At 36.6% G+C, this 12,726-nt stretch carries 17 protein-coding genes; 5 read left to right on the top strand and 12 right to left on the bottom strand.

All coding sequences use genetic code 11. The features are described from left to right. Nucleotides 1–30: 30 nt before the first annotated feature. Nucleotides 31–504: a Dps family protein gene (locus I6F49_RS17500; protein ID WP_165726624.1), complete on the bottom strand. Its 474-nt coding sequence runs from the start codon at nt 502–504 to the stop codon at nt 31–33. Nucleotides 505–838: 334 nt separating this feature from the next. Here I6F49_RS17500 and I6F49_RS17495 point away from each other — a divergent pair, with 334 nt between their 5' ends. Next, entirely contained in the window at nt 839–1,048 is a 210-nt protein-coding gene (locus tag I6F49_RS17495) for a hypothetical protein (protein WP_166421115.1), read from the top strand. Here the strand turns inward: I6F49_RS17495 and I6F49_RS17490 are convergent. Together I6F49_RS17490 and I6F49_RS17485 are read right to left on the bottom strand one after the other, a co-directional pair. Continuing rightward, a complete protein-coding gene (locus I6F49_RS17490) occupies nt 1,045–1,650 on the bottom strand; it encodes an alpha/beta fold hydrolase (protein ID WP_197142138.1) in 606 nt (201 codons plus the stop codon). The two genes, I6F49_RS17495 and I6F49_RS17490, sit on opposite strands and share 4 nt — an antisense overlap. Nucleotides 1,651–1,834: 184 nt before the next feature. Next, nucleotides 1,835–2,371, bottom strand: a complete 537-nt coding sequence (locus I6F49_RS17485; protein ID WP_166421113.1) for a YaeQ family protein — start codon at nt 2,369–2,371, stop codon at nt 1,835–1,837. Nucleotides 2,372–2,675: 304 nt separating this feature from the next. Here I6F49_RS17485 and I6F49_RS17480 point away from each other — a divergent pair, with 304 nt between their 5' ends. Further along, complete coding sequence (locus I6F49_RS17480; RefSeq protein ID WP_197181477.1) at nt 2,676–3,881, top strand: tyrosine-type recombinase/integrase; 1,206 nt, start codon at nt 2,676–2,678, stop codon at nt 3,879–3,881. Here I6F49_RS17480 and I6F49_RS17475 read toward each other — a convergent pair. After that, the gene (locus I6F49_RS17475) at nt 3,873–5,183 is read right to left on the bottom strand and encodes a hypothetical protein (protein ID WP_197181476.1); all 1,311 of its coding nucleotides are present in this window, start codon (nt 5,181–5,183) and stop codon (nt 3,873–3,875) included. The genes I6F49_RS17480 and I6F49_RS17475 overlap by 9 nt on opposite strands. Nucleotides 5,184–5,949: 766 nt before the next feature. Here I6F49_RS17475 and I6F49_RS17470 point away from each other — a divergent pair. Both I6F49_RS17470 and I6F49_RS17465 read left to right on the top strand, forming a co-directional pair. Further along, entirely contained in the window at nt 5,950–6,606 is a 657-nt protein-coding gene (locus I6F49_RS17470; protein WP_197181475.1) for an inovirus Gp2 family protein, read from the top strand. A 212-nt stretch (nt 6,607–6,818) separates the two neighbouring features. Next, nucleotides 6,819–7,388 carry a hypothetical protein gene (locus I6F49_RS17465; protein WP_197181474.1) on the top strand — a complete coding sequence of 190 codons (570 nt, stop codon included), beginning with the start codon at nt 6,819–6,821 and terminating at the stop codon, nt 7,386–7,388. Nucleotides 7,389–7,442: 54 nt separating this feature from the next. Here the strand turns inward: I6F49_RS17465 and I6F49_RS17460 are convergent, their stop codons facing one another. From I6F49_RS17460 to radC, 4 genes are read right to left on the bottom strand one after another with little or no spacing between them, the layout of a single operon-like run. After that, nucleotides 7,443–7,682, bottom strand: coding sequence for a hypothetical protein (locus I6F49_RS17460; RefSeq protein ID WP_197181473.1), 240 nt, complete (start codon nt 7,680–7,682; stop codon nt 7,443–7,445). Between the two features lie 53 nt (nt 7,683–7,735). Then, nucleotides 7,736–8,296, bottom strand: a complete 561-nt coding sequence (locus I6F49_RS17455) for a tyrosine-type recombinase/integrase (protein WP_197181472.1) — start codon at nt 8,294–8,296, stop codon at nt 7,736–7,738. Nucleotides 8,297–8,308: 12 nt separating this feature from the next. Then, nucleotides 8,309–8,728, bottom strand: a complete 420-nt coding sequence (locus tag I6F49_RS17450; protein WP_197181471.1) for a DUF2787 domain-containing protein — start codon at nt 8,726–8,728, stop codon at nt 8,309–8,311. A gap of 11 nt (nt 8,729–8,739) precedes the next feature. After that, nucleotides 8,740–9,213 (bottom strand): RadC family protein, encoded by a 474-nt coding sequence (gene radC, locus I6F49_RS17445; RefSeq protein WP_039488702.1) that lies wholly within the window; start codon nt 9,211–9,213, stop codon nt 8,740–8,742. 124 nt (nt 9,214–9,337) lie between these two features. Here radC and I6F49_RS17440 point away from each other — a divergent pair, with 124 nt between their 5' ends. Continuing rightward, nucleotides 9,338–9,520: an AlpA family transcriptional regulator gene (locus I6F49_RS17440; protein WP_197181470.1), complete on the top strand. Its 183-nt coding sequence runs from the start codon at nt 9,338–9,340 to the stop codon at nt 9,518–9,520. Between the two features lie 70 nt (nt 9,521–9,590). Here I6F49_RS17440 and I6F49_RS17435 read toward each other — a convergent pair whose 3' ends face one another. The 4 genes from I6F49_RS17435 to I6F49_RS17420 form a co-directional block, all read right to left on the bottom strand. Continuing rightward, nucleotides 9,591–10,643, bottom strand: coding sequence for a DNA cytosine methyltransferase (locus I6F49_RS17435; RefSeq protein WP_197181469.1), 1,053 nt, complete (start codon nt 10,641–10,643; stop codon nt 9,591–9,593). Continuing rightward, nucleotides 10,640–11,377, bottom strand: coding sequence for a DNA-methyltransferase (locus I6F49_RS17430; protein ID WP_231615129.1), 738 nt, complete (start codon nt 11,375–11,377; stop codon nt 10,640–10,642). The genes I6F49_RS17435 and I6F49_RS17430 overlap by 4 nt, the downstream gene beginning before the upstream one ends. Further along, the gene (locus I6F49_RS17425) at nt 11,370–11,567 is read right to left on the bottom strand and encodes a CopG family transcriptional regulator (protein ID WP_197181468.1); all 198 of its coding nucleotides are present in this window, start codon (nt 11,565–11,567) and stop codon (nt 11,370–11,372) included. Before I6F49_RS17425 ends, I6F49_RS17430 begins: the two co-directional genes overlap by 8 nt. Nucleotides 11,568–11,881: 314 nt before the next feature. Next, nucleotides 11,882–12,726, bottom strand: an 845-nt coding sequence (locus I6F49_RS17420) for a DbpA RNA binding domain-containing protein (RefSeq protein ID WP_197181467.1), incomplete at its 5' end; no start/stop codon positions are given.

Below are 12,726 nucleotides of genomic sequence, written 5' to 3'. Positions count from 1 at the left end.
CCTCTTCATTGAGGGCTTTTTTTTGCTGGTTTAATCTAAGTAAGCCTTTAGCATCCAAACCAATTTTTCTTGCTCTGAGATGTAATCGCTCATTAGTGAGGCTGTACCTTCATCATCTGCATCACCAGCTTGGGTTAAAATATCACGCTGCATGTGAATTAATGTACTGTAACCAGCAAGTAGATTCTCTACGGCTGTAACACCATCACTAATACCTTTAGCTTCTTTAATTTTACTTACTTCAAGGTAATCAGAAAATGCATGTAGTGGTGCGCCATCTAACGTTAAAATACGTTCTGCAACTTCATCTACTTTAAGAAGTAGTAAGTTATAAATCTCTTCAAACTTAACGTGTAGTTCAAAAAAGTTACGGCCTTTAATATTCCAGTGAAAACCACGCGCGTTCATGTATTGAATCTGGTAGCTACTCAATAATGTATTGAGTGACTTTATGATGTCTTCGCTTTTTGCGCTGTTTAGACCAATTGCGTTTACATGTGACATAACTTGCTCCTGAATAACCGTTTGTTTGTGAACTTGTAATAAGTATTACTAATTTCGATAAATTAGTAAAATCGTTTAAATGTATCTAGTTAATAGTTTTAACCTATTAGCTGTTTTTGATACCTATATTCACTTTAGACTATTAATAGAAGTGGGTCTGATTAATAAAAATACTACCCCTCAAAAGTAAATAAACCTCAAAAGTATATAAATCATGATCTAAAACAAACTTTATTCAAGGTAATAACTTAGCTATTTTTTTATTGATGCAGGTCAAAAATCATCCACCCTAACGGCGCATAATAAAGTTATCGAAATAATTAGGAGAGATAACATGCATGCAAAAACAGCAAAACAAAATAAAGCAGAGTTAATAGTGGTCGGTATTGCAGTCATCGCATTTGTATTAGGGTTAGTAGCCCACTTAGCAGGTGCGAGCTTTGCGAATTCAGATTTTTTTGGCTACATTGCAGCACCCATTCCGCTTATATTGGGAGTAGTATTTTTAATTAGCTATAAAATAGCAGCCAATGCAGAGGACTAATCTCCCTCACTTAGGCATTTTAAAATGTAGTCGAGCACTTGGCGCGAGTAAATCATACTGGTATGGCTTAAATGAAACACTTTATGTTCTGCCATACCCTTAAGTTTGGTTTCATCGAGTAGTACAGTGCCATCTGATTGGCTACCCTTAACTATTAAAGGCATAAGCCCAATAGGTAAATCGCCCGCAATACTGTAAAGCTTAGCTTTAAAAGGCCAATTACCATTTTTAGTGAGTAAAAATTCAACACTATTTTTTAAAAATGATTCAAACCCTTTTTGCTTCATTTTTTGCGCAATATGGCTGCCTTTATGTGGAGTACCCAGTGTAATAACTTTAGTTACATGTTGGCTAGCAGGGGAGTTCGCTTCTAAATAAGCGCGAGCGATAAGTCCGCCCATAGAGTGGCATACTAATGCGGCAGGTTCGTTAGAAATACACTCATCAATTTGAGCAAAAATAGTATCTCGATTAGGGTCAAGTGTATTATAGGTAATGTTTAATACCGTCATCCCCGACTCTTTAAGGCGCGAACAAAGTGGGCGCATAACAAAGCCAGACATATACAAGCCATGTAAAACAATAACGTGTTTAACTTTCATATGCTCCCTGATACCAATTTTATTAAAAACATGATCATTCTAGCGTATTAAATAACCCGCTACCTGCGTTAAAAATTATTTATATAGAACAACTATATGTCATAATTTTCGCCTTGCTATCGACTTATTTCCTTGTCGCTATAATAGATAACTAATTTAATGCAATTGGTATAATCTATCTTAGTTACATTAATTGCTGTGGTTTTATTTCAATATTGGTTGTATCGGTATTTACCCATACTTCACCATCTTGAATGGTAATGGCGAGCTTAATTCCACGATCAACTAAAGCAGCAAGTGCTTGTGTTGCTGCATAATCAAGGCTAAAAATACTTAGATTTTTAAATTCATACAATTTAGGTTGGTGTTTTTGCCACCAAATTGCTTGATTGTTTTCACCGTAAGTATATAGCACCACTTTTTTAGATTTATTACAGGCTTTTTTAAGGCGTTTTTCATCTGGTAAGCCAAGCTCAACCCACAGCTCTATCTCTTCACTATAGCTTACATGCCAAAGTTCAGGTTCATCATCAGCGCTTAATCCTTTAGTAAACTCTAAACCATCACAGCTATTTAGTGCGAAAGCGAGTAAGCGAATCATCAACCGCTGATCGGTTTCTGATGGGTGTTGAGCCAAGGTTAAACTAAAATCTTGATAAACGTGGCGGTCCATATCGCTAAGCGATAACTGCACTTTCATAATGGTGGATTTAAGAGCCATAACAACTAATCTGAAAAAATTTGCGTCAGTATAGCGCAATTAAATGAATTGCCAGTTAAAATAGCGGTTAATTATACGTTAGGAGTTAAAAATGGCTATCCAGTGGTTCCCTGGTCGCTTGTATTAACTTCCGCAACAATCCTGCTTTGTATCTATGTTCTTATAAAAACAATAACTTAGTTTGTTTTTATTCCGTAGTAATCCAGCCGCACCTTGCTACTTCTATTATTTTTAATACCCACCTTAGTACCCATGAGGCTGTGTTCTATATATACTAGTCGTAATTAGTATTGTGGAGCTTATTATGGCAAGGCCTGTAGTTCGTTTAACGGATAAGAAAATAAAATCAATTATTAGCTCCGACAAAGAGCAAACGCTTTCTGATGGTGGCGGTCTTCAATTACGAGTTTTACCTACGGGAACTAAGTCTTGGCAGTTTAAGTTCAAAAATCCAATAACTGCAAAGTTCAACAGAATGCCTCTTGGGATATATCCATCTCTATCACTTGCTAACGCCCGCACTAAAGCAATTGAGTATCAGGAGTTACTAGCGCAAGGTATTAACCCAAAAGAACATGAGTTAGCTAAAAAGAAAGCAAAAAGCCGAAAAGCAGCCAATACATTTTCAGCTGCCGCAAAGCTTTGGTTTGAACGAAAGCAGCCTACTGTGACCGCTCATCACGCAGCTAGGGAATGGCGAACGCTTGAGATGTATATTTTCCCTAAGTTAAAAGACACGCCTTTAGAGAGCATTACAGCGATGGGCACAATTGAAATACTCAGGCCACTGGAGTCTGACGGTAAACACTCCACAATTAAACGTATTTGCCAAAGCTTAAACCAGATCATGGATTACTCAGTAAACCATGGTTTTATTAATGCCAATCCACTAGCAAAAATTATAAAAGTATTTACTAAAAATACTGTCGAGCATATGGCAACGATTAGACCTGAAGAGCTTCCAGGCTTTTTAGCTGCTTTGAATAACTCTCAAACCATACAAAATAAAACCAAGCTTTTAATCTTGTGGCAATTGCACACTATGACTCGCTCAAAGGAAGCCGCAGGTACTAAGTGGGAAGATATTAATATTGAAGAAGCTGTTTGGGTGATCCCAGCTGAAGAAATGAAGCGTAGAAAGGCCCACAGAGTGCCTTTAACGTCTGCTACTTTGGCAATACTCGAACAAATGAAACCACTCAGCGGTCACCATGAGTATGTATTCCCGAGTGAGCGTAATGAAAAGAGCCATGCAAGTACCTATACGGTGAACGCAGCCATTAAACGTAGCTTGGGTTACAAAGGTAAGCTGGTGGCACATGGCTTGCGCTCTGTTGCTTCTACAGCGCTTCATGAGAAAGGCTATGATAGTTTATTGGTTGAAGCATGCTTAGCCCACGCAGATGAAAATGAAACAAGAGCGGCATATAACCGCTCTGATTACCTAAAGCAGCGAAGACCAATAATGGCCTGGTGGAGTGATCTGATTGAGCAGGCTAATTCAAAGTAATAGGACTTTATCAAGCATTGCTTTGACTATTTTATTGAGGGCTTTTTTTTCAGTGGTATTTTGCTCTTTAGCGTAGTTGGTTAGCTTTTTCTGGTTTGCTTTATTTAAACCTAAAAAGCTATTATTTCTTTGACGATGTATTTTTTGCTTATGCGCGTTGTATAAGTAGGCAATGAGATTTTTTTGAGTAGGTAAAAGATCTACTGATACGGGTCGCGTGCCATTAATATCTAAAGAGTCGTCTAAAGCCGAAGGCTGATTAAGTTTTTCGATAATGTAAGTAAACTTGCAATTAGGTAATAAGTTAACTCTAACATTACCAATAGTTTTAAATGCAACTAGAGATGTTGAGGGAGCAGTAATAGTGAGAAATCTGATATCTGTGCTGATTAACTTATCGAAATTTAATGTAATTAGTGATGTCGAGGGCGTAGTAGTGAGCTGATTAATAGTAAAGTTGGTTGATTTATCGGCAGCATGGAATTTAATTTGATACTTACATCCTAGATCGGGATCTGTTAAAAAGTACTCTATAGGAAGAGACTTATTTGTTTCTAAATTCACACTCGTAGTGTTAGAAGGTTTGATGGCTTTGATATGATCAAAAAGCGGTATATCAATATTTTCTACATAGCGATTTTTTAAGAGCTCCCAATTACCTATTAGTGCAATACATGACCAATATATTGTCTCGTTATCAATAGGCTTTATGAATTGAAACATATCTTTTTGCTTCGACGCCTCCTCTACTTTTTCTACTAGATAACGCCAAACCCAACTACATGTTTCCTCATCTTTTATATCTAACCAAGTAAGTGGATTTTTCCCTATTGCATAGTGCGAATATGCGCATTTTAAGGTTAATAAATAGCTTTGCTTATATCCATCCGCCGTCATTGCTGCGTCAAAAGTTTTTATTATCAGTGGATACGTCTCCTTAATACGGCTTGCAAAATTTCTATAATATTTATTTAGCGGAGCGAAATGAGTCTGTTGAATAGAGTTAAGGTTTATATAAAAAAGTACCCAGGATAACTGTTTTGGGTTTTTAATCGATAGCCAATCAAAACTCTCAATAGGGAGTATATTTTCAAAGTAACTCTTCATTAAGTTACTCAGTTGATACTGCAAACGAACCCCTACTTTATTAACGGATTCACTTTCCCAACTCTTAATAATCTCGCGAGCTTCTTCGATATTTGTAGGCAGGTACTTAACGTAAAATAAATTATTGTAATGGATATATTTAACTAACCAATCCAGCGATCTTTCATCATTTTTGAATGTGTCTAGCCATGACATTTTTGCAATTCCTTATCAGATTAAGTTAATTTATAGCATAACTAAAATGTATTTTATAAGTTATTTTTTCATAAAAAATTAAACAATATATAGTAAAAAAAACGTAACCTAAAAATCATTATTTGTGTCGGTTTTACTGAGTTAATTAGGGTTTTAGTGTGTGTTTTCTTTGTTTTGATTTTATTATCTATCACATGCCAGTTTAAAAAAGCAAATTTTAAGTTTTATTAGCCGATGAATCAATCCCACCTCGATACTACATTTCCCTTTTTCTTAGAGCTAAACTCAACCTACAATCTTAGGTTTTTTTTGATTCATATAACACAAACCTTACCGACTACTTAGTAATCTTTTAAGCATAATCAGTAACTCATTAGAGGAACTTTTAATGAGGAGTTCCTTGTTTGAAGTAGAAGAGGTTTACAACAAAATGAATAAAATTTGGTGAAGTTAATACATATGAAGACCGGCTGCTGAGATTTAAATTAAGACCTGAATATGGTGCATTTTTAGTATTTAAGTACGGCCCTGCAACTTTATTCTATAGGTGATAACTTCAGAGTGATTTTAAATCTGCAATGCAATTGCTCAGTAATGCGTTAATGAAATTAACCATCACAAACTGAGCTGGTTTTGTTTGTGTAAATTTCGGTTTGGTAATATTTATTAGAGTTACTAGTAACGAAGTAATTATCACGCCAAATATAAATTAAAAAACTACTACTCAGACACCTGATATGAACTAATACTTATCAGGAAAATGAGAATGAATAATTCAACGCAATACCCAGTAACAACCAACTCTACCTACAAGCAATATCAAACACTCGCTAGAGACAATCAGCCTTTAGTTATGCCCTACTTAGATGCTATTGAGAAAGTCATGCTTGCTGCATGTGCTGAACATAAAAGAACGTTTGCAGTCAGAATTGATTTAAGGCTACCTGCTTATTCAAATACAATTGATTTAGATAGCAATAAAGTTATTACACGATTTATTGCTTCTCTCGAAGCTCAGATTAAAGCTGATACAAAACGTAAAGTCCGTGAGGGTAAAACGCCACATCCATGCAATATTAGGTATATTTGGGCTAGGGAGCAGAACACTGCTCACCACCAACATTATCATTGTGTGCTGTTATTCAATAAGGACCGGTATCACTGTACGGGTAAAATAAATGCAGAGAGTAATAACCTGTTTACTCGAATAGTTAAGGCCTGGGCGAGTGCATTGAGCTTACCGTTTGGTGAAACGATGCAATTAGTTCATCTAACTCAAAATGCACATTATTATCTTGATGCTAATGGCTCTAATTTCACTCAACAATTTCATATTCTTTATTATCGAGTAAGTTACTTTGCTAAGCTTAATACGAAACAATATGGTTTAGGGCAGCGTTGTTTTGGTTATAGTCAGAGGTAATATTCTAATTAAGACCTGTGCTTCTCATAACTTGTTCTAACACGCTTTTGAGAACTTCAATTAGCCAAATAAGCTTAAAGCCTTAGTATATAAAGGATGGCAAGTTCCCATAATGGTATTATGGGAACTTGCCACTATACATAATTTTGATTGATACGAAGTTTAAAGCTCAGTAGTCTATCCGATATTCTTTTTTTTGAAATGGAGCTTACATGGAATACAGTCCTTTAACAGGAAGTGAAAACAATAAGGTTGTTATTTTTCTTTTATTACTGCTGCCTTTAATTTTATCTGGAGCTGGTATATTGCCAGCATTAGTTATTAGTTTTGGCATTTACATGGTGAAGAAGTATGAAGATTTTAGTTACTTTGAATCAGTAGCAAAATTTGTCAAAATTTATGCATACATATTTGTACTTATTTTTTTAGGCTTTTTAGTGAGGCTTGTGTATGAATCTGACTTTTTAATGGCTGGTTTAGTTGTATTACTTGGCCTATTGCCTATCATTTACCTGACTTTATTTGATAAGTTTTTTTACGAACCATTAAAAAAACATGCGAGATGGGTGGAAGTAAATAGTATCTTCTCTACAAAAGAAAAAAGATCTAAACATAAGTCTAGAGATGCACTTCTGCTTGATGGAAAGGAAGATCAAGTACCGAATACTAACAACCTCTCTGTTGCCGATGAATTAATTAAATGGGTAAAATTAAAAGAGGATGGTCATATAACAGAAAAGGAATTTGATGCTGCAAGAACAAAGCTATTAAATCAAAGCTAGTTGAGGGTATCATTTAGGCAAGAGCGCTCAATAATGAGCGCTCTTTATTGAAAGTTAATCAAACAAACTAGCAATGCCAGCAACTATCCCACCAGCTACCGCCAAAGGGATTGTTACAGGCGCAGAGGCAACGCCTGCACCAATTGCTATTGCACCAGATGTAAGCGCTCCAGCGGCTGCACCGGAGCCTATAGCCACAGCTGTTCTGCTTACGCTAGCATCATTACTGCCAGTTATCTGTTTAGATAGCTCATTACCAACCAGACCGCACGAAACAGCTTTATCTAAAGACATAATACCTTCCTTTTAGTTAAGTAAAACAAGCGCCAGAATGACGTTGCTAAGGGTTATAGCTCTAGTTCTTCAAAGTCTTTGTCTATTTCCTCCTGTGTTATGCCTATGTAACAAAGTGTTGTTGCTTCGGAGCTATGGCGAAGCATTTTCATTACTCGGGCGATGTCGTGGGTTTTCTGATACAAGTGATAGCCACGTGTTTTACGCATTGAGTGAGTACCTAAATGAATATTTAGTTCTTCACCAACTAGCGCAAATGCCTTTGTAACCGCTCTACGCGATAACGGCTTAGGTTTTGAGTTAATCGCTTGTTGATTCCGGTATGATTGAAATAAGTAGATGTGATGTGGATGAGTCAGTTTAATTTCGTTGATTAAGGTAAGCGCCTTATCATTTAGTTTTATTTCAGCTAATTTTGAGGTCTTTGACTCGTAAATAATCAACCTATCGTTGTTTATGTTAGTGAACTTCACTGCAAGTAAGTCAGATATTCTAAGCGCGAGATTTAAGCCAATATTCCATATTTGGCTCATTTGTCTTGAACAACGCTTTTCTAGTAAATAGCTAACGAGCCTAACTGTATCAAGGTCTTTAACCGCTTGTACTTCAGCCATAAAAACCTCCAGTTACTCAGTAGTAACCGTTACCTGATAATAACCTGTGTTGTAGTACTCAACAAAGTTTGAAATAAACAAGGCTAACAACTCTTTACCTTCCCTAGCATTCAACCAACCAGCTAAAAAGTGATAAACCTGCTTAATGCTAAAGCACACATCAATTTCTTTTATCAGTTCAGGGGTATGACGGCCCTGATACGAAAAGTCAGTAATATAAACAAGCTGCCAGCTGGTGGTCTGCTTTTCTAGTCTTATCTCTACAGGGTGAAAGCCTCCAGCTTCAGGACTGTAGTCTGGATCTCTAAAGTTAAGTGTAACCACTTTTGCCCCACCTACAGAGTCACCTCTATTGGTAACTGCACTTACAATCACACCAATAAAAGAGTCAGGCACTTTTAAGCCTGATACTTGCTCTATTTGTAACGCCATATTTAATCCTTTTAAATTAAGCCATGCTCAGCAAATGAGTAGGTGCTTTCACCAATGATGATGTGATCAAGTACAGATACATCAATTAGGTTAAGTGCCTGCTGTAATTTGGTAGTAATAAGCTTGTCTGCTTGAGAAGGCGTAGTAATGCCTGAAGGGTGGTTATGCGCCAATATAACGGATGCCGCATTAAGCTCCAGCACCTCTTTAACAACTTCCCTAGGGTAAACACTGGCAGCGTTAATAGTGCCTCTAAATAGCTCTTTAAACTCCAGTATGCGGTTCTGGCTATCTAAAAACAGTACAGCAAATACTTCATGCTCATGTATTGCGAGTTTATGTTTTAAGTACTCTTCGCAATCATTAGGGCTATTCAATACGCCATCACGGAACTGCTTCTTAGCGATTATATAGGCAGCGGCTTCTAGTATTTGCTCGTCATTTACGGGGTGTTTAAATTCATATAACGACTGTTGACCTTGCATTGTAAATTCCTCTTAAGTGGTTCATGCAAGTTAGTGATGTATATGTGTAAGTTTTTTGTTTTAGGGCATAAAAAATTACTACGCCCGGAAAGGTTATGAACTAATAACCAACCGGAGAAATTCCATGCGTTTAATCAAATTAAAAGAAGTTATACAAAAGACATCACTTGGCCATTCAAGTATTTATAAGTTTATTGCTGAAAAGTCTTTTCCTAAGCAAGTGTCATTAGGTGCTAAGTCAGTAGCATGGGTTGAATCAGAAGTTGATGATTGGATTGAGGAAAGGATTGAAGAAAGGAATATTTAGTGATAGCTACATTTATAAAATAATGTTAGAAATTATAATTGGCCAATATAAACATTGGCCAAGATTGGATTTAACTCAATTGTTTTTTTAGTTGTTTTGCAATTGCTAAACTTAAGAGAGGTGGTACCGCATTACCTACTTGAAGCATTTGTGTAGATTTATTACCTACGAACTTAAAATTATCAGGAAATGACTGTAGGCGTGCCGCTTCTCTAACAGTTAGACATCTATTCTGGGTAGGTAGAGTAAACATTCCGGACGATGGCGTATCAAATCTAGTAGTAATTGTCCGAGCCTGACCAGTTTTAGACAGCCGACACCAAGTGCCACTAAAAGTAGATTTAGTTAAGTGTTCAATAGGTAAATCATTTCGACCACCATTCTCAGGTATTAGGCTTAGTCTCTCTAGCACTAATGGAGAGTGCTTTGTTGAAATGTGATTATATATTACCTCTGAATTTTTCCGCATTGCATTTTGGTATTCAGATTGAGGTAGAGATGTATAAGGCATTTCTTGTTTTCCTTCGCCTGAATTCAATGGTGGTAGATCAGATATAGCATTTTCAACTGTAACTTTATGTTCATTCCCTTTAGGCCAATTGAAATCAATATTTGAATTTGCAATACCTACAATAAAAGCTCGTTTTCTTGTCTGGGGGACTCCATATTCAGCGGCATCTAAAACTTTATGAGAAACCCTATAGCCCAGTGAGCTCAGTTTACTTTCTATATCTTTTAAGAAATACCCATCTTCAGCAGTTATGATTCCAGGGACATTTTCAATTAATATAGCTTTTGGTTTAAGGAACTCAACTGCTTCAATATATTTTAAAAACATAAAGTTTCGGTTATCATTCAGGCCTAGCCTTTTCCCTTTTTGAGAAAACCCTTGGCACGGTGGACCACCGATTAATATATAGTTATTGCCGTTTAAAGGCGCTAATAGCTCTGATAAATTTATATCATTAATATCTTCATTTATTAATTTTGTATATGGAAAGTTCTCCGCAAAGCCTGCGGCAATATTAGAACTATACTCAACAGCAATATCGCTTTCAAAACCAGCTAAATGGAAACCCAAACTTAGACCACCCACTCCGCTAAATAAATCTACAATCTTCATTCTGCCACATAGCCTTGTAGTCGATTCATGGAAATTTCTATATAGTCAGGATCCATATCAAAACCAATATATTTCCGGCCAGACATTTTTGCAGCTAGCAAAGAGGTACCACTACCTGAAAATGGGTCTAAAATAAGATCGCCTTTATTAGAGAGTAGCTCCACAAAGTGAGCCATCAACTTAATAGGTTTCTGAGTCGGGTGTTTTCCAAACCTTTTTTCAGATAACGGCGTTAAACCTGTTTCAATAAAGTCATGGATAGCTTTTCCTTCATTATTATAGGTGCCACTAGGTTTCCCTTTTGTGAAATATAACCATGACTCTGTTGAGTTAATAAAGCTAAGATTCATGTTCCTTGGCATTGGATTTTTTTTATGCCACGTACCAGTTGTCTTGTAATAGAAGCCAGCTTCTTCAAAAATCCTTTTAATACTTTCGACTTTTATTACGGCCATAAATACTACAACGGCGCCACCTTTTTTAACTTTAGTAAAAAGATTTTTTGCCAATAGCCCCATTTGCTCTTTCCATAAATCATCATCGATATTATCCCAATCACAAATAGAGAAATGATTTTCTCTAAGTCTATGAATGCCCGAACCGCGAGACTTCATATGTCCACCAATGTTATATGGGGGATCAGTTAATACTAAGTCTACAGAGTCTTCTCTCATAAGCTGAAGACCTTTTAAACAGTCAATTTGAATCAAGCTATTTTCATTAATTTCATTCATTATTATTACCTACTTGATTACCATGTATTATTTTCTCTTTCACTGCCGATCTAATAAATCCTTGCTCAGCTAGCCAGCATGTAACTATTACTCTAATAACTTCGGATTCTGAATTGCCTAATTCACCTTTTAGTTGATGAATTAATTTAATTTGCTCATCTGAGAATGAGACCTGAATTTTTTTACTCATTAGTTTATATCAACCTTGGGATTATAATCCTCAATTGGAATCCAATTGGAATCCAATTGGAATCCAATTGGATTCTTTTTAATGGTATATTGGGAAGGTGGCATAATCAAGATAAATATATAACAACAATGCTTGTATTAATATTGAACAGATAGGGTCAGCGAGTTTAAAAAACAATTTGCTTGATATGTATGATAAATAAACTGTTTTAAATTTTATAAGGGAGAGGTTAGTTAGAGTGTGTAAGAAATAAAGCCTTATATAGATTCAAAAACTAAGCACTCAGCTAATATTAGCTGAGTGCTTACTACATGCTATTTCGGCGTTGTAAAGCTTACTGGGCGACGTTCTTTACGAGGGCCAGTACGCTTATCACCGCGTTGGCTATCGTCTTTATCTTTACTAAAGGTGCGCTTTTTGTCACCAGCTGGACGCTCAGAGCGTTCGCCGCGTGGTTCTGCAGGACCTTGATCTTGTGTAATTGTTAGACCCATAGGGCGTTTACAAATAAACACTTTTTGGAAATGATCAAGTACATCTTTAGGCATGTTTTGCGGTAACTGAACCGTACTGTGATTGTCGTGTAAACGAATATCACCAATAAACTTGCTTGAGATGTCAGCTTCGTTAGCAATAGCGCCAACAATGTTCTTAACTTGAACACCGTGTTCACGACCTACTTCGATACGGTAAGTATCCATAGGACCTGCATCACGACTGTTACGTTCGCGAGGTTTACGCTCAGCGCGTTCACCACCACGTTCGCCGCCACGTTCGTTACGACGACCACGGTCACCACCGCGATCATTGCGGTCGTTACTACGTGGATTGCGATCGTTACGTTCGTTACGCTCACGAGGTTGAATCTTAACTTCTTCAACTTTAATAGGAGACTGTTGCTGTGCTAAACACAGTAACGCACCCGCTAAGCTTTCAAGTGGAAGGTCAAGTTTTTCAGCCATGTTAGTAGCTACGTCATTGAAGAACGTGATGTCTTTGTTTTCAAGCGCAATAGTTAATTTTGCTTGTAACGCTTCAATACGTTTTTCTTCAACGATTTTTGCAGTTGGTAATTCAACTTGTGCAATTTCAGACTTCGTATGACGAATGATATTTTTAAGTAAATAACGTTCGTTATGTTTTACGAATAAAATTGCTT

Source organism: Pseudoalteromonas sp. SWN166 (assembly GCF_015864485.1).
GTDB lineage: Bacteria > Pseudomonadota > Gammaproteobacteria > Enterobacterales > Alteromonadaceae > Pseudoalteromonas.
The sequence above is the reverse complement of the archived record's forward strand: the minus strand, read 5'-3'. Positions and strand labels throughout refer to the sequence as shown.

Coding starts and splice junctions, on each gene's coding strand:
- I6F49_RS17425 (WP_197181468.1), bottom strand. CDS start 11,567: ATGAGTAAAAAAATTCAGGTCTCATTCTCAGATGAGCAAATTAAATTA.
- I6F49_RS17495 (WP_166421115.1), top strand. CDS start 839: ATGCATGCAAAAACAGCAAAACAAAATAAAGCAGAGTTAATAGTGGTC.
- I6F49_RS17440 (WP_197181470.1), top strand. CDS start 9,338: ATGCGTTTAATCAAATTAAAAGAAGTTATACAAAAGACATCACTTGGC.
- I6F49_RS17500 (WP_165726624.1), bottom strand. CDS start 504: ATGTCACATGTAAACGCAATTGGTCTAAACAGCGCAAAAAGCGAAGAC.
- I6F49_RS17450 (WP_197181471.1), bottom strand. CDS start 8,728: ATGGCGTTACAAATAGAGCAAGTATCAGGCTTAAAAGTGCCTGACTCT.
- radC (WP_039488702.1), bottom strand. CDS start 9,213: ATGCAAGGTCAACAGTCGTTATATGAATTTAAACACCCCGTAAATGAC.
- I6F49_RS17435 (WP_197181469.1), bottom strand. CDS start 10,643: ATGAAGATTGTAGATTTATTTAGCGGAGTGGGTGGTCTAAGTTTGGGT.
- I6F49_RS17475 (WP_197181476.1), bottom strand. CDS start 5,183: ATGTCATGGCTAGACACATTCAAAAATGATGAAAGATCGCTGGATTGG.
- I6F49_RS17485 (WP_166421113.1), bottom strand. CDS start 2,371: ATGGCTCTTAAATCCACCATTATGAAAGTGCAGTTATCGCTTAGCGAT.
- I6F49_RS17490 (WP_197142138.1), bottom strand. CDS start 1,650: ATGAAAGTTAAACACGTTATTGTTTTACATGGCTTGTATATGTCTGGC.
- I6F49_RS17460 (WP_197181473.1), bottom strand. CDS start 7,682: ATGTCTTTAGATAAAGCTGTTTCGTGCGGTCTGGTTGGTAATGAGCTA.
- I6F49_RS17430 (WP_231615129.1), bottom strand. CDS start 11,377: ATGAATGAAATTAATGAAAATAGCTTGATTCAAATTGACTGTTTAAAA.
- I6F49_RS17480 (WP_197181477.1), top strand. CDS start 2,676: ATGGCAAGGCCTGTAGTTCGTTTAACGGATAAGAAAATAAAATCAATT.
- I6F49_RS17465 (WP_197181474.1), top strand. CDS start 6,819: ATGGAATACAGTCCTTTAACAGGAAGTGAAAACAATAAGGTTGTTATT.
- I6F49_RS17470 (WP_197181475.1), top strand. CDS start 5,950: ATGAATAATTCAACGCAATACCCAGTAACAACCAACTCTACCTACAAG.
- I6F49_RS17455 (WP_197181472.1), bottom strand. CDS start 8,296: ATGGCTGAAGTACAAGCGGTTAAAGACCTTGATACAGTTAGGCTCGTT.